The following is an 18,117-nucleotide window of genomic DNA, read 5'->3' as shown; positions in this document are numbered from 1 at the left end:
TGACGGCGCCGGTGCTTTTTTGCACGGGTTGGTCGACACTTCGCGAAGGTCGATCTGGGGACGTGCGCCAGCCCGGGCACAGGGACGATGCGCTGCCAATGAAGAATGTGGGTTCAGCCGACGAACCTGCCGTTCGGCGAGGTGCGCCGAACGGCAGGTGCTCCGTCTTGCCAATTCCCCGGCATCTCAGGCGAATGCGGGTTCGCCGCCGAAGAGGGCCCAGAATTCTTCGCGGGCGTTGCTTCTGGGGAAAGCGCCCTCCGGCGCATCGACGCCGAGGAAATCGCAGAGCGGCTCCCATCCGTCCGACGGCGTGAAGACCAGCAGGCGGTCTTTCGGGATCGTGTCGCGGACCTTTTCGTTGTTGCGCCGATAGGCTGCGATGGCGCTGTCCTTGTCATGCCCGCCCATCACGCCCTCGATCAGAAGCTTGTCCATGGTCGCGAAGACGGCGGCCACGGGCGGGGGCAGAGGCAGGCTTTCGCGATGCCGGAAGAACTTGCCGATCGTGGCCGAATAGCTGGCCCACCAATCTTCCTCGGGGCGTTCGGTATGGATGACCTTTGCTTCGGGGAAGGCGATCGCAAGCGCGTGCCAGACCGCGGCACCGGGAAAATCCACCTGCGCGGAATAGCCGTCGAAGACCTCGGCCCAGTCGGGCTCCGCCCCTCGGGCAAGGGCATGCCAATGCGCGGGCTGCGCGGGGTTCTGCATGACTTCGACCATGTGATGGCACGGGCCGAAGCCCAGTTGTTCGAGGGCCATCTTGGTCGACATCGTGCCGGTCCGGCCGAACCCGGAGCCAATGATTTTCAGTCCCATGGGAATGGGTCCTTTCCTTGCTGCCAGTCTGTGCTTGTGAAGTGCGCTCAGATTGCGCCAAGCTTCGGCGTCACTCAAACGAATGGTTTTCAGCGGTCATGAAGGAGATTCAGCTTCACCGGATCGACCTGAACCTCCTCGTCGTGTTCGAGGCGCTGATGTCCGAAGGAAGCGTGGCGGGGGCGGCGGAGACGCTTGCAAAGACGCCTTCGGCGATCAGCCATGCGCTGGCGCGTCTGCGCGAGCAGGTGGGGGACCCGCTCATGGTCCGGGTCGGCGGGCGTATGCAGCCAAGCCCCTTCGCGCTCGTGCTGATCGAGGACGTCCGCCCGATCCTGCGCAGCATCAAGCGGGTCCTCGCGGTGCCCGAGGCCTTCGATCCGGCCACCAGCGACCGTGTGTTCCGCGTGGCCTGCCCGATCAGCGGGAAGGTCCTGTCGGACGTCATGCGACGGATCCGGGCCGAGGCCCCGGGCGTCAAGCTCGAATGGCTGTCCGCCCCGCGGCAGGTTTACGATGCGGTGGCCGAGGGATTGGTCGATATCGCGCATCTCGGTGGCGAAACCCGGCTGCCCGATGGCCTCGACGCGGTCGAGGTGGCGCCTTTCCGGTGGACCAGTTTCCTTCGCGACGGTCATCCCGCGCTCGCGGATTGGGGGCCCGAGGCCTGGTCACGCTATCCGCATGTCCAGGTCAACATCGCGAACGATGCGCGCAGTCCGCTCGACAACCCCGCCGACGGCACGCCACCCGACAGGACCATCGGTGCGCTGATCTCGGAATTCTCGAGCCTCGGTCCGCTTCTGGCGGAAAGCGACCTGATCGGCACCTTTCCGAGGATCATGATGGCCTGGGACATGCAGACCTACGGGTTGCGCCCGGTCGTTCCACAGATCACGCCGGCGATGTTCCGCACACGGTTTTTCTGGTCGTCGCGCCTCGCCAGCGATCCGGCCTCGAAATGGATCCGCGAGATCGTCCTGACGGCCTATGCCGCACGCCATGCCGAGGCGGACCATCTGGTCGAGCAGGCGCTTGGCTAGGCCGTGAGGGAAACCCAGCAGGTGGGCGCAGGCGCAAGATCGCGTCGTGCTGCGGTCAGGCGTCAAGCGACCGGGGGCACAGGGTGTGTACAGACCGGCCCTCGCGTCACCGCCGCACGGGTGCGAAGCGTATGATGGTTGATGGCGCGGGACCGGACCAGCCCGGTCATCCAGCGGCCGCAAGGGCCTTTCCCAGATCCGTTCCATTCCAGACGCCCTCTGCCGAAACGACGGCCATCCGCGTGAAGGACGCACGCGCCGTGGCGCCGTTGCGCAGCGTCATGGCCGTCTTGTGCGGGTCGCTGCGATAGGCGCCGTGGATGATCTCACGCTCGGACCGCCAGAGCGTGAGGGTCGGGCCGTCGATCACGGGCAGGTCCGGAAGCATGTTCATGTCGAGAAGCACGGAGGGGTTTTTCGCAAAGGCATCGCGCACGGCCTTCACGCCCTGCCCGAATTCCACCAGCCCGTCTTCGGGGTCGCCGATGCCAAGGCTCGTCATGACGAGGATCGGCTGCGTCTGCCCGGGGCGCTTTCCGAGATGGGGGTAGAGCGAGGATACGTCGCCATCCGCGCTCCAGTTGAGGTTGCCGTGGCAAGAGAACGGGATGCCGAGAAGCGCGATCGTCTCCGACGCCTCCGCCAGGATCGGCAGGTGGTCGGCGCGACCGGACAGGTGAGCCTCCGCGGCGCCGGGATCGGGCCAGATCGCCATCCAGATGCGCACGCTGCGTTCGCGTCTTGGATAGCCGTCTGCGGTGTCCCAACTGGTTTCGGTGCCGGCGGTGGCAAGCGTGGCCCCTTCCGGCCGCGCCGAGGCGTCTTCCCCCCTGCTCAGGGGGCGGCTGAACCGCGCTGCGATCACGGTCACTGCGGACAGGGGGGCCATTTGCTGCACTCCTCGCGGTTTGTTTCGACAACTCGTCGTCGGTTCGAACGATGTCCTCCCGCGGCCTGTCGGCAAATTCGCGGGTCTGGGTCTCGGGAATGCCTTGGTCGGCACGGGTTCGCGAAAGCGATGGCGCAGCTTGCCGGAACGCGCGGGGAATGTCCCGCGCGGCATGGCATAATGGCAGCTTGGGATGACACCGGGGGTCGCGCGGGCCCGTGCCCGGATCGCGATCATGCGGGCTGCGACCTGGAGGGGGCGGATCCCGTCCGGGCCCGCCTCCGGCATCGACTGCTTTGGATCAATTGCGGCACGTCGCTACGGGTAACACGAAGGTCTGCACGGCGGACGGCGCGGTCGTGATGTGTTACTGCCGAACCTCCATTTCGCCGGTCGGTGCAATTCTTAGGCATCGAGCAATTCCGCGAACTCGCGATGGGACCGTAGTGTCACCACCGGAACCTCAGGACCATGGCGATCAATGCCACTTGATATGCGCGGCGCCATCCGGGTCTCGAATGTCCAGATGAAGGTCAGGAACTCACAATCAGGCAATTTCTCAGGACATCCTTCCGCCATGTCAGTCCTGACTTTTCCGTAGTTTGCCAGAACTCTTCGCGCGATCCCGGTCAGTGCGACACGTCTCGGCACGCGAACCCAAATCAACAGGTCGGCGCGCGGCAGACGCAAGTCGAATGTTGACACGGTAGTGCCGTCCATGATCCATCGATCCCTTTTCACCAGATCGGCAACAATCAGGCGCTGCTCTTGGCGGTCACGAACCTGCCAGCCCGGCAGCCAGCGGACGTCCCGATCATAGGACAAGTAATCCAAGCCAAATCGTTCCGATATCTTGATGGAAAGCGTGCTCTTTCCGCCTCCCGAACAGCCGACGACGAGCACGCGGTTCGCCGATTGCAGCACATTGGCTGCCTGAGATATCGACACGTTGTTCGGCATTCGGTGGGTCCGTTTGAAAAGCCCGGTCTTCAAGATAGCGGCTATTCGCGACGCCTGCAGCATGCGTCAGTCCGGGCTTGGATATTCGGGCGCCGCGACGCTCACGAATGATCGCTCAGGGCCCCTGTCATCTTCCCGCATAGCCAAGCGGCCTTGGCACGCCGCTATGCCGTTCTCGTGCCGGACCCCGTTCTTCGAAGCGCAATTCCGGTCATGGCCGCGCCAGCAGGAAATCGGGAGAGATGCCCGCCGCCTGCAAGGCGCTCTTTGCATCGGATGCCGCGAAAAACCCGTGCTCCGTCACGAGCGCCGATGCGATCCCGGCGGTATGCGCGCCCAAGACATCCGTGTGGAGACTGTCGCCGACCATCAGGATGCGTGATCTGTCGACCGCGCCGAGACGAGCGAAGGCAAGATCGTAGATGTTGCCGAAGGGTTTTCCGAAAAACTCCGGCGCCACGCCGGACGCCTCCGCGAGACGATGCGCGAAATGCCCGGGCTCGATCGAGAAACCCTGCTCGCGCGGGGCGACGATATCGGGATTGCCGACCCAGACGGGACGCGGGCGGGCGCGCAGGGCGTGCTCCAGAAGCGACTGCCGCGCATCGGTCCATTCGGCAGAGCCCAGAAGCAGGAAGGCGTCGGCGGCGTCGTAATCCGCCGGGTCTTCGCCGAGGAAGGTGACGTCCAGCCCTTCGAGGTCTTCGGTGCCGAACCGTTTCGTGGCCATCATGCCCCAATGTCGGGAAGGGGCCTCGCGGAGGGCGGCCAGAAGCGTCTTGCGGCTCGAGATGACGTCCTCGGGGGCGAAGCTGTAGCCCAGCTTTTCGTACCGCGCCATGAGCATGGCATGCGGGTAGCCTGCCGCGTTGGTCACCACGATGCACCGCTTGCCCATCGCCTGCAGGCCCGCGATGCGATCCACGACACCAGGAATTGCCGCCTCGCCGATGTTCAGGACCCCGAACGCATCGAGCAGGAAGACATCGAACCGGTCCGCGAGGTCATCCAGCGTGTCCACGGGCTCCGCCGCGCCGCCTTCGGCAGCGGGCGGCAGTCGGTGGCGCACGGCCTCGTAGGCTGCGAAGGCCTCGGACGGGGTCAAATGATCGCCTTCCGCACCGATGCGGAGACCCATTCGCTGACGACGACGGTCCCGAGGATCAGAAGCAGGATCACGGTCACCTGCGGCCAGGCCAGGACGTTGAGCGACGCCTGCAGCTTCAACCCGATGCCGCCCGCCCCGACGAGGCCGAGGATGGTGCTCTCGCGGATGTTGATGTCCCAACGGAAGACCGAGATCCCCCAGAAGGCCGGCATGATCTGCGGCACGATGCCGTAGCTCAGCACCTGCGTGGCGCTGGCGCCCGTCGCCTCGATCGCCTCGATCTGCCGCGCGTCGGTCTCCTCGATCGCTTCATAGAGCAGCTTGCCGACGAAACCGATGGAGCGCAGCGCGATGGCCACGATGCCCGCAAGCAGGCCGGGCCCGATGATCGCGACGAGCAGCAGCGCCCAGATCAACGAGTTGATCGACCGGGAGGCTACGATGATGAACAAGGCGATGGGCCGCAGGAGACGCGTCGACGGGGTCGTGTTGCGCGCGGCCAGAAACGCCACCGGGACGGCCATGATGACGCCGGCAATCGTGCCGAGCGTCGCGATGTTAAGCGTGTCCCAAAGCGGCACCATCAGTTCCGGAAGGTAGGACAGACGGGGCGGCATCATTCGCGACCCGATATCGGCGGCCTGGCGCGGCGCATCCCACACGAAAGCCCAGATCGTGTTTTCGGTCATCACCTGCCAGCACCAGAGGAACAGCGCGACCAGCGCTGCCCAGCCGGTCCAGAGCAGAAGGCGCGCACGCGGCGTGCGGTGCGTCCAGGTCTGTCTGTAATGCGTGATCTCGGTCATTGCAGGAACTTCCGCAGGTAGCTGGAGCCGTATTCGGCGATCATCACGATGCCGATGATGATCAGCAGGATCGCCCCGGCGCTGTCGTATTCGTAGCGGTCGATGGCGGTGTTCAGCGTCGCGCCGATCCCGCCCGCGCCGACGATGCCGATCACCGCGCTTTCGCGGAAATTGATGTCGAGGCGGTAGAGCGACAGACCGATCAGCCGCGGCATGACCTGCGGCTGCACCGCGTAGTTCACGAGTTGCCACCAGGACGCGCCGGTCGCGCGGATGGCTTCGGCCTGCGCCTCGTCGATCTCTTCGATATCGTCGGCCAAGAGCTTCGCCAGAAAGCCGATTGTCGCGAAGCTCAGCGTCAGGAAGCCCGCGAAGGGGCCGAAGCCGAACATGGCTACCAGAAAGATCGCGATGATCACTTCCTGCAGCGCCCGGCTGACCGCGATGATCGAGCGGCAGATATAGTAGATCCAGGCCGGGGCGAGGTTGCGCGCCGCGCCGATGCCGATGGGCACCGAGACCAGCACGCCCACCACCGTGGAGGTCAGCGTCATGGTCAGGCTTTCGACCAGCCCGCGGGAGATGTCGTTCCAGCGGCTGGTGAAGTCCGGCTGCAGGAAGCCCATGATGAAGCGCTGGCCGCGTTCAAGCCCGACCGAAACGCGCTGCCAGTCCACTTCGACCGAGCCCATGGCGAGGACGAGGTAGGCCAGGATGCCCAGTTGCAGCGCGATGCGCCAGCGGCGGTCGGCGACGATCTGCGGCGGGCGCCGCCACGTCGTGGGATAGGTCTTGTCGCTCATTCTGCCAGCGCCGCCATCCGGTCGCGCGCGTCGGCTTCGGCCTCGGATTGTTCCTCGTCGCCCCGGCGCATGGCGTGCCAATCCTCCGCGCCGTAGATCGTGGTCAGCACGCTTTCGGTCAGCTCCGACGGCGCGCCGTCGAACACGACCGAACCCGCGCGCAGACCGATGATGCGCTGCATGAACTGCTGCGCAAGCGGCACGTCGTGGATGTTGACGATTGCCGGAAGATCGCGTTCCGCGCAGACCTCGGTCAGAAGCCGCATGATCTGGCGCGAGGTCTTGGGGTCGAGGCTTGCCGTCGGTTCGTCGACGAGCAGCAATTCGGGCTCCTGGGCCAGGGCGCGGGCGATGCCCACGCGCTGCCGCTGGCCGCCCGACAGCGCATCGGCGCGCTTGTCGGCCTGGTGCATCAATCCCACCCGGTCCAGCAGGCGGTAGGCTTGCTGTACGTCGCGCCCGGGATAGCGGCGCAGGAAACTGCGCCAGAACGGCACGTAGCCCAGGCGGCCCGACAGGACGTTTTCCATCACCGTCAGACGCTCCACCAGCGCGTATTCCTGGAAGATCATGCCGATCCGGCGGCGCTGGCGGCGCAGCTCGGTCTTGCCCAGGCGCGCAAGGTTGATATCGCCCAGAAGCACCTTTCCGGCGGTGGGCTCCACCAGCCGGTTGATACAGCGGATCAGGGTGGACTTGCCCGCACCCGACGGACCGATCAGGCCGACGATCTGACCCTTGGGAATGGTCAGTGTGACGTCGCTCAGCGCCGCGTCGCCGGTCTTGTAGGTCTTGGATAGCCCCTCGAGTTTCAGCATGTCTGCCCCCCCCTGAAACCGGAACGGAATGCGGGCGGCATCGCTGCCACCCGCATCCCTTGGGTTCCGGTCGTCTGTCTACGTCAGTTGCACTCGTAGACGACGCCGTTGGCTTCGTCGATCGTGCGGATGACCGACCAGTCGTCCTTGAAGCTGATCTCGATGAACTGGTCTTCGCCGTTGCGACCGAATTCCTCGGCGAGGGCGGTGCCGTCCCAGTCGAAGCTGAAGAAGGCCTCGCGGATGTTCTCCTGAAGCTCGGGCGTCAGGTTGTACACGGTGCCGTAGCCGGTCGTCGGGAAGGTCTGGGACGTGTAGACGGTCACGAGCTGGTCTTCGGTCACCACTTCGCGGTCGAGCATGCGGCTCTTCACCGAATTCGCGATCGAGGCGGCGATGTAATCCTTGTTGGCAACGCCGAGGATCGAGCTGTCATGCGCGCCCGAGAAGGCGGCTTCGAAATCGGTGCCCGCTTCGAGGCCGAACTCGGCCTTGAGGATCGCCGACGGCGCCTTGAAGCCGGAATTCGAGGTCTCGGAGGTGAACGCCAGCGACTGCCCCTTCAGGTCCTCGACGCTTTCGATGCCCGAACCGGGATAGGTGATGATTTCCATCTCGTAGCCGAAAGAGCCGTCTTCCGCAGCCATCATGGCGAAGGGGCGGAAGCCCGCACAGGCGACCGCAAGCGGGTTCGAGCCGGTGTTGAACCCTGCGATATGCAGACGCCCCGCGCGCATCGCCTCGATCTGTGCCGCGTTGGACTGGACCGGGAAGAACTGGACGTTCTTGCCGGTGACCTCGGACATGTGGTCGAGGAAACCCTGCCAAACCTCGGCATAGACGGCCGGGTCTTCGACGGGCGTGTAGGCGAAGATGAGCGTGTCGGGATCGAGCAGCTCCGCGGGGTCGGTCGGGATGTCGGCGATCAGGTCGCCGTCATTGTCGACGTAGCGATCGCCGAGTTGGAACTCCGCGTGGGCCTGGGTTGCCGATGCGAGGGCTGCGGCGGCTGCGAGTGTGGTCAAGGTCTTCATGTCATGTCCTGCTTGGAAGGGATGGCCGGACGCCTAAGGCCGGACTGCTTCGGTTACATGAAAGTTTTGTAACGGCCCCATGACAAGCCTTTTTTCTTTGTCATGTCCGAGGGAGGAGGCGTCCGCTGCGGGGCGTCGCGGCGAATCTCACTTTGGTGCAAGGCGGTTTCCGGTTGCGACGGCTGTGATTGGCTGCTGCTTGCGGGGCGCGGTCGATGGCTGCGGGTGGCCCCGCATTCTGCTGCGCGGACGGCAGCGGGCTTCGCGCCTGCGCGTCATGGTGCGTCTGAAACACGGCGGGGTCAGCACATTCGTGCGATCAGCCGATCAGTCCCAGCTGTCGGAGGATGGTGGCGCTGTCGTAGTAATCCCGGCCCTCGACAACCATGCCGTCTTCGACGCGCATCACCGAACAATACCGGACTTCGGCCCTCTTGCCGGTGGGCGGGAAATCCCCAAGGCTTGAGCGCAGAACCCCAGTATGTGTGCCGGTGTTGCGAAACTCCACAGTCGCCCATTGCCCGTCCTGGCTGACGATGACGTTCTCGACCTTGCAAAGACCGTCCGGGAACGCCTCGCGCCAGCGATGGTAGTCGGATTTGTAGGCTTCCTTCCCGGGAAGCGTTTCGCCGCGGGCGATATCCTCGAAAGCACAATCTTCGGCAATAACCTCCGCCCCACGGTCAGGATCGCGCAAATCCCAGGATTCGTGAAATTGCCGAACGACCTTTTCAGTCGGATGCATGACCTTCGTTCCCTCCGAGCAAGACCCGGCGAGCTTAGCAGCCGACCCTTGTCCGTCCACCGGAAACTCCGTCGCGTGGGTCAGGCCGGGCTTGGCCGCGAAGAGCGACATGGCCAGCTCGGGGCAGAAATCGGCCAAGGCTGCACAGGGCATTGCCGGGATGAAAGTTTTTCAAGCGGGCCGCCCGTGCCTCGCGGGTCAGCCGCTTGGCCGCCGGAAAACAAAATCGGTGAGGGGCAGGGCGCGGGGCGCGCGCCGCCCGGCCGTTCTCGCTGGCCGAAGCGTGGCGGTCGCGTGAACCCGCTTGTGTCCAGGAACCGGCGTCCAGTGACGAGCGAGGTCCGACCTGTGCGGCCGGACCTCCCTTGATCGCGTGATGAGCCAAGCTCAGTCCTGGGCGTTGGCGTCGCCGGATTTACCGCTCGGGCCGCCATCGGTGCTCTTGCCCTTGCCAAGGGTTTGCGCGGCGCTGGCCGTTTCTGCACCGGCATTCTGACCCGCCGGGGTCTCGGGCGATCCGTTGGGCCCGGCCCCCTGATCGTGGCCCTTGGCGATAGCCGAACCCGCGGCGAGGGCGGCCGTCAAAGTCAGAACGGTGAGCTTGCTGGTCAGTGTCATCTGTGATCTCCCATTTACGTTGCGTAACGGAGCCACGGACACTGACCGCACGAAGTTTCACTTTGTGAATTTTTTCTTCGGAAACCTCCGCGACAGAACATGCCTCGCGCAGTCACGGAAAACGTCTTGGCGGGACGACGAGCGCCGCCTTCTTGTGAGGCCCGAGCACGGTTTCAATCGATCCGAATGTCCTTGTCCGCGCATCTTGCCTTTTTTTTGTTTCGAGACGGCTGCCGAGCCATGCATGCGTCACCTGCGCGGGGTTCGCCGGGGTGTTTGCCGGGAACGTCGGGGGGGAGGGGCCGGCGACAGCTGAGACCAATCAGGGCCGGTCAAGCCGTGCATCGAACGCGCGAACGCAATCCGCACGACCTTCCACCGTGACGTCACCCGTCTTGATGAGGTCATCGATCGGGTCGCCCGCGATGATCCAGCGCGCAAGGCCCCCATTTGAATGCGTCAGGGTTGCGTCCGGGACGATGTTCAGCGGACCGATATCAAGGGAGGTTTCGGTGATCGTCAGCAAGAAGCTGGCCGTCTCGAATACAAGGCCAATCGTGCAGTCACAACCGCCCCTGTACCGGCGTTTCAGGTTCAAAACCAATGCGCGACGCGAAACTGTTTCATCATGCCTTGGCGGCAGGCGGAGAGACTGGCTGCCGAAATCTGCCAGTGCCAACACGATTGGCTCTACCTTGCGGCCACGCTCGGTCAGTTCGTATCCGCCCGTGCACTTCGCGATCAGCTGCGCGTCGGTCAGATGGGCGAGGCGCTTGGCCAACAGGTTTGTCGTGATCCCGGGAAGACCTTCCAACAGGTCGCCGTAACGCCGTGGCCCGGCAAGAAGATCGCGCAAGATCAACAGAGTCCAGCGTTCGCCCAGAACATCCAGCGCATATGCCGTGCCACAGAACTGATTGTAGGTCTTCACGTTTTCTACTTTACTTTTTGATAGTCACTGGCGAATGATGCCTGGCGAACGCTATTAGAAAGTAAAGTGAGCGGCAATATGATCGCCCCGGTCCCCCTGACGCTATTCGTGCTGGTCATTGCCGGGTTATCGGCCGCTTTGGCGGCGATCATGGCCCGGGCCATGCAATGGGGACCCGTAGCGTCCGCTTTGGTCATGGTCACGTGGCTTGCGCTGACCGGGGCGCTGCCGTTTCTTTTCGTGTGGCTCGATCTTGGTCCGGCCGGGCAGTTCCCGTCATTTGCCCTCACCCTGGTCCTCGTTGTTCTCCTTGGCTTGACCAAGCCTGGTCACCGTGTTGTCGCGGCGAACGGTCTGGCATGGTTGGCCGCGATCCATGTGTTCCGGCTGCCTTTGGAATACGTGCTGATCCAATGGAACGGGGCCGGTTTCATGCCAGAGCAGATGACGTGGCGCGGAGACAACCTGGACGTCATCACAGGCCTGCTTGCGATACCCGCTGCGGTCGTGATTGCACGGGACATCCGGCCACGCCTGATTGCCTTCGCCTTCAATGCGTTGGGGTTGGCGATGCTGGTGAACATCATTGCAATCGTCGCACTTTCCAGCCCCACGCCGTTGAGGGCCCTGCTCGGTGGGTACCAGACAAAGCCGGATGTCCTGGTCGGCCTCTATTTCCCGACCGTCTGGATCGCCTCTGTGGCGGTTGCGGGGGCCGTATTCTTGCATGTTTCGTCTTTGAGTTACCTGATCAGGCAAAGCCGTCACCGAACCAGTGCCGTTCCAGAATAGCCTGCAGCAAGGCGCAGCAGGCTATTCTGGAACGGCAGAGCAACTGTGCGCTTGAAGCGGATGTCCGCCATCGGCGCGAAAACCGCAGCCTCAAGTGGATGCCCGCTGCGGGCCGTTTAAGCCGTTCGGCGCGTCGCGCAGGAGGCGGGGTAAGCCGCCGCTCGCTACAAATCGTGTAAAGCGCCCGCCGTTTCTTTCAGGCGATCCTGACACCTTGCGACAGCAGAACCTTCTGCAGGGCGGCCACGTCGAGAGCGGCAAGCGCGCAGTCGGTCTTCACCGACAAAGCCGCCGCGACCCCCGCGCCTTGTCCCGCGACGGCGCAACAGGCCATGTTACGCGTCGCCGCATGGGCGATCCTGTCGCCGCCGATGGCGCGTCCTGCGACGAGCAGGTTTTCGACATTCTTGGGAAGCATCGACCGATAGGGAATATGCATGTAACGGCCGGTCGTCGGGATGACCAGGATACCGTAGCCGTCGATGAATTCGGGATAGATCCCGATCGAATCCTCGAACCGCGCCTCGCCGCGCACGTCGGTCTCGGTCATGTTGTAGAGGGCGTTGATCTTGCGCGTGTCGCGAATGCCGATCGACATTCCGAAATTGCGCAACCGCGCCGCGCCGCAACCGGGCGTGTATCGGCGCAGCGCGTCGATGGCGTGCATCGCCTGGCGGCGGCCCTCCATCTCGGACCTCGTCATGCTGTCCGGATCGGTGCCGTCGCAGCCGGCGAGATGCAGCACGTTCATGTAGGTGAGCTCACCGCTGTCATGCATCGCCCCCCAGGTGCCGCCGATGGTATTGAGATGGGCCGGAATGACGCCGTCCCTGATCGCCTGTGCGAAGGGTTTCCCGAGGAAAGGCGAGAACATGTCGTCTTCCTTGCCATCGGTCTCGACCTCCCACTCGCCGGAAGACCAGTCCCTGTAGGATTGCGGATCGTCTCTCACGCCCGCCAGAAAGGCCGCCTTGTCGACACCGGCCAGATGGAACATCACGCTTGCCGCCTGCATCTCTTCGATAGGTGTCTTTCGCGTCGGCGCGCCTGCGCGATGGGCCACATCCGCATCCCCGGTGGCGTCGATCACGCGCTTGGCGAGGATGGCTTCGCGCCCGGCCTTGGATTCGACGATCACGCCGATGATCTCGCGGCCGTCCATGATCGGTGCCACGAATTGGCGGTGCAGCAAAGGGTGGATGCCCGCCTCCCGGACCAGCGTGTCCGCGACGATCTTGAACCCTTCGCTGTCGAGCTCGTAGCTGAGGGACTGGCTTTCGGGAACCGCCGCGCCCATCTCCTTGGCGCGCTCCTCGAATTCCCGCCCGATGCCGCCTGCCTCGACCGTGGCCTCGTGGCGGTACCATGCGAACCCCTCGACGCCGACCACGGTGATATTGCCGCCGAAACAGCCGAAACGCTCCAGCAAGGTCACTTGAACGCCGCATCTCGCGGCGGCCAATGCGGCGGACAGACCGCCCGGGCCCGATCCGACGACGAGCACATCTGTCGCGTGAACCACGGGCGTTTGGCGTGCGGGTTCTGAAATGGTCTGGGTGGCGATGGGTCTTCTCCGGTAGATCGTTCGTGCGGGCCGGGGCCGATGCCGCCCATGCTGTTCGCTATACAGCACCGCGCCGGACGACCGAAGTCGATTGATCGCGGTCGCCGATGGGCGGCTGACGGCGGGCCATGTCGGATCGCCGGTGAGATCGGGACGATCCAGGCTGCCGCAGTTTGCTTCCGATCCGCAGGCTTGGGAGCGCCCCCTTTCCCGGATCGCCTGCCATGTTCGCACATGGCGGAGCGGCGCCGCGCCCTTCGCATGCTCGGCAAGGCGGTGCCTGCCAGCATCACGCGAACGGTGCCGGGGCTTGCACCCCGGCGGCTGCAGTGAGATTGCCACGCAAGGGCGGCATCGCTAGCCTTTCCGCATCAGACCAGACCGGGGATAACGCGTGATCCGAAACCTCCTGCCTCTCGGAGCCCTGCTCATGGGCTCGGCCTTTCTGCTGTTCGCGGGCGGTCTCAACGGGCTGATCCTGCCCATCCGCGGCGAGATCGAGGGTTTCACCGCCGCCTCGCTGGGTCTTCTGGGCACCGGCTGGGCGCTGGGCTACGTGATGGGCTGCCTGTTCACGCCTTGGCTGGTGAAGCGGGTGGGCCATATCCGGGCCTTCGGCGCGATGTGCGCCATCGCCGCCATCACCGTGCTCGCCTCGCTGCTGTTCCTGACACCCTGGGTGTGGATCCCGCTGCGCGGGCTTTGCGGGTTCTGCTTCGCCGGGGCCGCGATGGTGGTGGAGAGCTGGCTCAACGACAAGGCCGACAACAAGTCGCGCGGGCGCATCTTCGGGATCTACACAATGGTCAATCTCGGGGCCACGACGGCAGGCCAGCTGGTCATCACGCTGGGCGATCCGTCGGGATACCTGTTCTTCGTGTTGGCGGCGATGATCTATTGCACGGCCTTGCTGCCAACGGCGATGTCCGCAACGACCACTCCGACCGCGCTGGTCAGCGTGAAGCTCGACCTCAAGAGGCTGTGGCGCAACTCGCCCATCGCGGTGTTCTCGGTGCTCATGGTGGGGGTCTCGAACGCGGCCTTCGGATCGCTCTCGGCGGTCTATGCCGCGCGGATCGGGCTCACCCTGTCGGATGTCGCGCTCTTCGCGAGCGTGCCGGTCCTCGCGGGGGCGCTCGCGCAGGTGCCGGTGGGCGCGCTGTCGGACCGGCTCGACCGGCGGGTGGTGCTGGTGGGGGTGGCGCTGCTGGGGCTCTGCGCCGACCTGATCTTCATCTTCGCGGGGCTCGAGGGGGTGACGCTGACCCTCGCGGTGGCCGCGGTGTTCGGCGCGTCGGTCTACGCGATGTATCCGCTGATCGTGGCGCATGCCAACGATCACGCGGCGCCGGGAACCTCGTTGCAGGTCTCGGGCGGGCTGCTGCTGGTCTTCGGGGTGGGCTCCATCGTCGGGCCGACGATTGCGGGTTTCGCGATGACCGGGCTCGGCACGTCGGCGCTGTTCTGGGTCACCGGATCGGCGCATGTGCTGCTGATCCTCTTCGCGCTTCTGCGCATCCGCACCCGCGCGCCCGTCCCGCAGGAGGACAAGACCGCCTTCAAGGCGGCGCCCTCGACCCGGGCGATGACGCCGGAAACGGCGGTGCTTGCGGGCGAGGACGAGGTGCCCGCCGCGACGAAGGAATAGACGCCACGCGCCGGGCAAGCGCGCCCGTCCCTATGGGGCGGCGCGGTCGGCGGGTCTCAGTCGGACAGCCGGAGGGTTGGGTTGCTCGGTCCGGCATCGCCGACGCGGACGGCCGAGGGGCTGGACGTGGTATCGGCGGCAGAAAAGCCCCAGACGTTCAGCCCGTACCACGCGCCGACGGAAATGACGGCAATCGCGGCGAATCCGAGGATCATGGCTTTCATTCGGTTGTCTCCTTTGGCGCGGTTTCCCGGCGCAGATAGGCGATCAGGTCGGCGCGGTCCTGCGCGCCGGTGATCCGTTGCATCGGCATCTTGGTGCCGGGGATATAGTGTTCCGGTCCGATATCGAAGAGGGCATCGACGGTCTCTTCGGTCCAGACGAGGTCGCGGCCGTTCAGGGCGTCGGAATAGGCGTAATCCTCGACCGTGCCCGCCACGCGCCCGAACAGGTCGTAAAGCGATGGGCCCGCCCGGCGTGCCGAGCCGGGTGTCAGCGTATGGCAGATCGAACATTTGCGTTTGAACTGCCGCTCTCCGTTGGGCATCGAGTCCGGGTCGGCCAGAAAGGCGCTGCCCGCGGTGTCCATCCGGCCATCCTCGCCCAGCCGGGCGACGGGCCAGGAATGCACCCGGCTGTCGAGCCCCGCCGCGTGCAGGTTCTCGCCCGAGGGCGAGAAGGCCAGCGCCCAGATCGGCCCGCGCGTGGTGGCGCGGAAATCCTGCAGGATGCGCCAGTCGCCGGTCGAGATCACCGAGATATAACCCTCGCCGTCGCCGATGGCGATCTGCCCGCCATCGGCGGAGCGGGTCAGTGCAAGGATCGGGCGGCGGTCGAGGGTCAGATCGGCGAGGCTGTCGCCGGTGGCCATGTCGATGACCCGGGTCACCCCGTCGACCGCGCCGTAGGCCAGCCAGCCCGCCGCCTCGTCGAGGACGATCTCGTTCAGGCCGAAGCCGTGTTCCACGACGAGCGCGATCAGATCGCCGGTTTCCACGTCCCAGAGGCAGAGCGTGCCATCGGCGGAGGCCGAGTAGAGCCGCGCGCCGCCGGCAACGAAGGCCACGTCGTTGACCGGGCCGTCATGGCCGTCGAGAAAGCGCACGGGCCCACCATCGCGCGGCCAGAGGCCGATCGTCCCGTCCCAGCTCGCCGAGGCGATCCATGAGCCCGCGGCATCGAGCGCCATGACCTTGCCCTTGTGGCCCGGCATGCGGGTGGCGCTTCCGGTCTGCAGATCCCAGCGGATCAGGTCGAAATCGTCGGCGCCGGACACCGCCTCGCTGTCCGACAGGAACAGCACCGCGTTCACCGCCGCCGCGTGCCCGTCGAGCCAGCGCGGCGCGGCGTCGGCCCAGAGACCCACCGCATTGTCGAAGCTCGCCGTGGCGACGCGCCCGTCGGGGCCCACGGTCACGTCCATGACCGGACCGCCATGTCCCTCCAGCGTGTAGTATTCCTGCGCCGCCGCCGGGAGGGCGGCGAGCGCGAGGCAGGTCACGAGGGCAGCGCCGCGCATGGAGGGTTCACTCCGCCGGCGTGGCCGATGCGCCGGAGGCCGGTTTGGCGGAGGTCCTGCCGCGCTTGGCGATCTCCTCCTCGGCCCAGATCGAATGGTGCTCCTTGGCCCATTGCTCCTCGACCTCGCCGGAGCCCATGGCGTCGTAGGCGCCCTCCATCCCGACCGAGCCGATATAGATGTGAGCGAGGATCACGGCCATCATCACGAAGGAGACGATGGCGTGCCAGAGCTGCGCGTATTGCATCTCTTCCTGCGGCTCCATGCCGGTGGGGAAGGCCTCCATCCCGATCAGGGACGGCACGCCCCAGGAATTGAGCATCGCGAAGGTCGGCTCGAACAGCGTGATCTGGAACGGGAAGAGCAGCGCGAGCCCCGAGGCGGAAACCGACGCGCCGAACAGGATCACCACCCAGAAGATCATCTTCTGCCCGGCATTGAACTTCTTCGCGGGCGGGTGGCCCTTGGTGAAGATGCCGCCGCCCTTGAGGATCCAGTTGATGTCGGTGCGGTCGGGGATGTTGTGGATCACCCACATCACGAAGACCATCACCAGCGCGATCATGAACGCCCACGAGACGTTGTTGTGCAGCCATTTGGAGGCCTGCGCGATGGTGGCGAAGGCCTCGTGACCCAGCAGCGGGATCAGGAAGGTGCGGCCCATCAGCGACAGAAGGCCGGTGATCCCGAGGATGAGGAAGGAGCCCGCCAGCAGCCAATGGCCGAAGCGCTCGATCCCGGTGAAGCGGGTGAGGGTGCGGCCCGTCTTCTCGCCGTCGATGCGGATGCGTCCCCGGGCGAGGAAGAAGATCGCCAGAAGGCCGATCGTGCCCAGCAGCAGGTAGCCGCCATAGACCATGACCGGCCCCTGCCGCAGGTCGAGCCACCACTGGCCGCCGCCCTGCATGATGACGTTCGTAGCGGGGCCGCGGGTGACCGTGGTGATGTCGCGTTCGTCGAAGCGGAAGGCGCGCCAGAGATCGGAATCGGACGAGGCGCCCTGCGTGCCGAGCGTCGTGCCGGTCTCGGCGCCGGGCTCGAGCGCGTCGCCCACCAGCGCGCGGCGGGCCTCGGTGTCGTCCGATTTCAGGCCCTGCTGACGGCGGAGGATATCCTCCAGCGTCGTGGTGGCCTGGTCGGGCGCGGCTTTTGTGACGGTCGGATCGACGGCCTGTGCCGCGCTGTCCTGCGGCAGGGCCACGCCGAGCAGCGCAAGCGTCAGGAGAAGAGATCTCAGGATGGTCATCGCGGTGCCCCCATGAACCTTATCGTGTGTGATGTGTCGCGGATAAACCGGAACGGCGCGGGATCGGGATGCGCCGCTCGGGTCTGTCCGCCGCACCCGCGGGAACGGGCGCCGGTCGGGATGGAAAACGGGGGCCAGCGCTGTGGCTGGCCCCCGCCCGTTCGTGAAGACGCTTACTGGCTCTTCTGGTCGTAGGCGGTGCCCCAACCCCAGGCGCCCGAGCCGAAGCCGCGGGCGACGACGCGCTCGCGGTAGATGCCCGAGACCACGTCGCCGTCACCGGCGAGCAGGGCCTTGGTGGCGCACATCTCGGCGCAGATGGGCAGCTTGCCCTCGGCGATCCGGTTGCGGCCGTACTTCTGGAACTCGGCCTGGGACGTGTCCTCTTCGGGGCCGCCGGCGCAGAAGGTGCACTTGTCCATCTTGCCGCGGCTGCCGAAGTTGCCCGCCTGCGGGTACTGCGGCGCGCCGAAGGGGCAGGCATAGAAGCAGTAACCGCAGCCGATGCAGAGGTCCTTGGAGTGCAGGACCACGCCGTCGGAGGTCTCGTAGAAGCAGTCCACCGGGCAGACGGCCATGCAGGGCGCGTCCGAGCAGTGCATGCAGGCGACCGAGATCGAGCGTTCGCCCGGCTGGCCGTCCTGGATGGTCACCACCCGCCGACGGTTGATGCCCCACGGCACCTCGTGCTCGTTTTTACAGGCCGTGACGCAGGCATTGCATTCGATGCAGCGTTCGGCGTCGCAGAGAAATTTTGCGCGTGCCATTATT

19 protein-coding genes are annotated in these 18,117 nt (G+C 65.4%); 3 read left to right on the top strand and 16 right to left on the bottom strand.

Features of this window, described 5'->3' with window-relative positions; all coding sequences use genetic code 11:
* Nucleotides 1-186: 186 nt before the first annotated feature.
* The gene (locus tag BW990_RS13365) at nt 187-822 is read right to left on the bottom strand and encodes a sulfotransferase family protein (RefSeq protein WP_076448550.1); all 636 of its coding nucleotides are present in this window, start codon (nt 820-822) and stop codon (nt 187-189) included.
* Nucleotides 823-920: 98 nt separating this feature from the next.
* Between BW990_RS13365 and BW990_RS13360 the strand changes: the two genes are divergently transcribed.
* Nucleotides 921-1,865 (top strand): LysR family transcriptional regulator, encoded by a 945-nt coding sequence (locus BW990_RS13360; protein WP_076448549.1) that lies wholly within the window; start codon nt 921-923, stop codon nt 1,863-1,865.
* Nucleotides 1,866-2,031: 166 nt separating this feature from the next.
* Here the strand turns inward: BW990_RS13360 and BW990_RS13355 are convergent, their stop codons facing one another.
* The 10 genes from BW990_RS13355 to BW990_RS13310 all read right to left on the bottom strand — a co-directional run bounded on the left by BW990_RS13355 (nt 2,032) and on the right by BW990_RS13310 (nt 10,577).
* On the bottom strand, nt 2,032-2,754 hold the full coding sequence (locus BW990_RS13355; protein ID WP_076448548.1) for a hypothetical protein: 723 nt from the start codon (nt 2,752-2,754) through the stop codon (nt 2,032-2,034).
* Nucleotides 2,755-3,159: 405 nt separating this feature from the next.
* Nucleotides 3,160-3,714, bottom strand: a complete 555-nt coding sequence (locus BW990_RS13350; protein WP_076448749.1) for a P-loop NTPase family protein — start codon at nt 3,712-3,714, stop codon at nt 3,160-3,162.
* Nucleotides 3,715-3,925: 211 nt separating this feature from the next.
* A complete protein-coding gene (locus BW990_RS13345) occupies nt 3,926-4,852 on the bottom strand; it encodes a TIGR01459 family HAD-type hydrolase (protein ID WP_076448547.1) in 927 nt (308 codons plus the stop codon).
* Entirely contained in the window at nt 4,816-5,628 is an 813-nt protein-coding gene (gene phnE / locus BW990_RS13340) for a phosphonate ABC transporter, permease protein PhnE (RefSeq protein ID WP_076448546.1), read from the bottom strand. The genes BW990_RS13345 and phnE (BW990_RS13340) overlap by 37 nt, the downstream gene beginning before the upstream one ends.
* Nucleotides 5,625-6,431, bottom strand: coding sequence for a phosphonate ABC transporter, permease protein PhnE (gene phnE, locus BW990_RS13335; RefSeq protein ID WP_076448545.1), 807 nt, complete (start codon nt 6,429-6,431; stop codon nt 5,625-5,627). Before phnE (BW990_RS13335) ends, phnE (BW990_RS13340) begins: the two co-directional genes overlap by 4 nt.
* Nucleotides 6,428-7,249, bottom strand: a complete 822-nt coding sequence (gene phnC / locus BW990_RS13330; protein ID WP_076448544.1) for a phosphonate ABC transporter ATP-binding protein — start codon at nt 7,247-7,249, stop codon at nt 6,428-6,430. Before phnC ends, phnE (BW990_RS13335) begins: the two co-directional genes overlap by 4 nt.
* Before the next feature lie 83 nt (nt 7,250-7,332).
* Complete coding sequence (gene phnD, locus BW990_RS13325; protein WP_076448543.1) at nt 7,333-8,283, bottom strand: phosphate/phosphite/phosphonate ABC transporter substrate-binding protein; 951 nt, start codon at nt 8,281-8,283, stop codon at nt 7,333-7,335.
* A gap of 319 nt (nt 8,284-8,602) precedes the next feature.
* Nucleotides 8,603-9,166 carry an ester cyclase gene (locus tag BW990_RS13320; RefSeq protein WP_159441656.1) on the bottom strand — a complete coding sequence of 188 codons (564 nt, stop codon included), beginning with the start codon at nt 9,164-9,166 and terminating at the stop codon, nt 8,603-8,605.
* Between the two features lie 249 nt (nt 9,167-9,415).
* Entirely contained in the window at nt 9,416-9,646 is a 231-nt protein-coding gene (locus tag BW990_RS13315) for a hypothetical protein (protein WP_076448541.1), read from the bottom strand.
* A 322-nt stretch (nt 9,647-9,968) separates the two neighbouring features.
* Nucleotides 9,969-10,577 (bottom strand): winged helix-turn-helix transcriptional regulator, encoded by a 609-nt coding sequence (locus BW990_RS13310; protein ID WP_076448540.1) that lies wholly within the window; start codon nt 10,575-10,577, stop codon nt 9,969-9,971.
* 78 nt (nt 10,578-10,655) lie between these two features.
* Between BW990_RS13310 and BW990_RS13305 the strand changes: the two genes are divergently transcribed.
* Nucleotides 10,656-11,369, top strand: a complete 714-nt coding sequence (locus BW990_RS13305) for a hypothetical protein (protein WP_076448539.1) — start codon at nt 10,656-10,658, stop codon at nt 11,367-11,369.
* A gap of 196 nt (nt 11,370-11,565) precedes the next feature.
* Here the strand turns inward: BW990_RS13305 and BW990_RS13300 are convergent, their stop codons facing one another.
* Nucleotides 11,566-12,891 (bottom strand): FAD-dependent oxidoreductase, encoded by a 1,326-nt coding sequence (locus BW990_RS13300; protein WP_234990257.1) that lies wholly within the window; start codon nt 12,889-12,891, stop codon nt 11,566-11,568.
* A gap of 436 nt (nt 12,892-13,327) precedes the next feature.
* On the opposite strand from BW990_RS13300, the gene BW990_RS13295 reads away from it, so the two are divergent.
* A complete protein-coding gene (locus tag BW990_RS13295; protein ID WP_076448538.1) occupies nt 13,328-14,581 on the top strand; it encodes an MFS transporter in 1,254 nt (417 codons plus the stop codon).
* Nucleotides 14,582-14,637: 56 nt separating this feature from the next.
* Here the strand turns inward: BW990_RS13295 and BW990_RS22120 are convergent, their stop codons facing one another.
* The 4 genes from BW990_RS22120 to fdh3B all read right to left on the bottom strand — a co-directional run bounded on the left by BW990_RS22120 (nt 14,638) and on the right by fdh3B (nt 18,113).
* On the bottom strand, nt 14,638-14,805 hold the full coding sequence (locus BW990_RS22120) for a hypothetical protein (RefSeq protein WP_200798049.1): 168 nt from the start codon (nt 14,803-14,805) through the stop codon (nt 14,638-14,640).
* Nucleotides 14,802-16,100, bottom strand: coding sequence for a c-type cytochrome (locus tag BW990_RS13290; RefSeq protein ID WP_076448537.1), 1,299 nt, complete (start codon nt 16,098-16,100; stop codon nt 14,802-14,804). The genes BW990_RS22120 and BW990_RS13290 overlap by 4 nt, the downstream gene beginning before the upstream one ends.
* Nucleotides 16,101-16,107: 7 nt before the next feature.
* Nucleotides 16,108-17,346, bottom strand: a complete 1,239-nt coding sequence (locus tag BW990_RS13285) for a formate dehydrogenase subunit gamma (protein ID WP_076448536.1) — start codon at nt 17,344-17,346, stop codon at nt 16,108-16,110.
* A gap of 173 nt (nt 17,347-17,519) precedes the next feature.
* Nucleotides 17,520-18,113, bottom strand: coding sequence for a formate dehydrogenase FDH3 subunit beta (gene fdh3B / locus BW990_RS13280; protein ID WP_076448535.1), 594 nt, complete (start codon nt 18,111-18,113; stop codon nt 17,520-17,522).
* Between the last annotated feature and the right edge of the window lie 4 nt (nt 18,114-18,117).

Origin of the sequence: Roseivivax lentus (assembly GCF_900156805.1) — a bacterium.
Classification (GTDB): Bacteria; Pseudomonadota; Alphaproteobacteria; order Rhodobacterales; family Rhodobacteraceae; genus Roseivivax; species Roseivivax lentus.
This window is presented reverse-complemented; position numbering and strand designations above follow the sequence as displayed.

Excerpts from the sequence above, each read along its gene's own strand:
- BW990_RS13365 (WP_076448550.1), bottom strand. The coding sequence starts at position 822 with ATGGGACTGAAAATCATTGGCTCCGGGTTCGGCCGGACCGGCACGATG.
- BW990_RS13360 (WP_076448549.1), top strand. The coding sequence starts at position 921 with ATGAAGGAGATTCAGCTTCACCGGATCGACCTGAACCTCCTCGTCGTG.
- BW990_RS13355 (WP_076448548.1), bottom strand. The coding sequence starts at position 2,754 with ATGGCCCCCCTGTCCGCAGTGACCGTGATCGCAGCGCGGTTCAGCCGC.
- BW990_RS13350 (WP_076448749.1), bottom strand. The coding sequence starts at position 3,714 with ATGCCGAACAACGTGTCGATATCTCAGGCAGCCAATGTGCTGCAATCG.
- BW990_RS13345 (WP_076448547.1), bottom strand. The coding sequence starts at position 4,852 with ATGGGTCTCCGCATCGGTGCGGAAGGCGATCATTTGACCCCGTCCGAG.
- phnE (WP_076448546.1), bottom strand. The coding sequence starts at position 5,628 with ATGACCGAGATCACGCATTACAGACAGACCTGGACGCACCGCACGCCG.
- phnE (WP_076448545.1), bottom strand. The coding sequence starts at position 6,431 with ATGAGCGACAAGACCTATCCCACGACGTGGCGGCGCCCGCCGCAGATC.
- phnC (WP_076448544.1), bottom strand. The coding sequence starts at position 7,249 with ATGCTGAAACTCGAGGGGCTATCCAAGACCTACAAGACCGGCGACGCG.
- phnD (WP_076448543.1), bottom strand. The coding sequence starts at position 8,283 with ATGAAGACCTTGACCACACTCGCAGCCGCCGCAGCCCTCGCATCGGCA.
- BW990_RS13315 (WP_076448541.1), bottom strand. The coding sequence starts at position 9,646 with ATGACACTGACCAGCAAGCTCACCGTTCTGACTTTGACGGCCGCCCTC.
- BW990_RS13305 (WP_076448539.1), top strand. The coding sequence starts at position 10,656 with ATGATCGCCCCGGTCCCCCTGACGCTATTCGTGCTGGTCATTGCCGGG.
- BW990_RS22120 (WP_200798049.1), bottom strand. The coding sequence starts at position 14,805 with ATGAAAGCCATGATCCTCGGATTCGCCGCGATTGCCGTCATTTCCGTC.
- BW990_RS13290 (WP_076448537.1), bottom strand. The coding sequence starts at position 16,100 with ATGCGCGGCGCTGCCCTCGTGACCTGCCTCGCGCTCGCCGCCCTCCCG.
- BW990_RS13285 (WP_076448536.1), bottom strand. The coding sequence starts at position 17,346 with ATGACCATCCTGAGATCTCTTCTCCTGACGCTTGCGCTGCTCGGCGTG.
- fdh3B (WP_076448535.1), bottom strand. The coding sequence starts at position 18,113 with ATGGCACGCGCAAAATTTCTCTGCGACGCCGAACGCTGCATCGAATGC.